At 55.3% G+C, this 300-nt stretch carries 1 rRNA gene; it reads right to left on the bottom strand.

Annotated elements, in window-relative coordinates:
* Nucleotides 1-300: ribosomal RNA gene (locus KUM03_RS29770) — 16S ribosomal RNA — on the bottom strand; the annotation flags it as partial.

Genomic DNA, 300 nt, shown 5'->3' with positions numbered 1-300 from the left:
GGACAACGCGGGTATCTAATCCTGTTTGCTCCCCACGCTTTCGCACCTGAGCGTCAGTCTTCGTCCAGGGGGCCGCCTTCGCCACCGGTATTCCTCCAGATCTCTACGCATTTCACCGCTACACCTGGAATTCTACCCCCCTCTACGAGACTCAAGCTTGCCAGTATCAGATGCAGTTCCCAGGTTGAGCCCGGGGATTTCACATCTGACTTAACAAACCGCCTGCGTGCGCTTTACGCCCAGTAATTCCGATTAACGCTTGCACCCTCCGTATTACCGCGGCTGCTGGCACTATTAGTA

It is taken from the genome of Streptomyces sp. AC602_WCS936, assembly GCF_019049125.1.
Taxonomy (GTDB): Bacteria; Actinomycetota; Actinomycetes; order Streptomycetales; family Streptomycetaceae; genus Streptomyces.
This window is presented reverse-complemented; position numbering and strand designations above follow the sequence as displayed.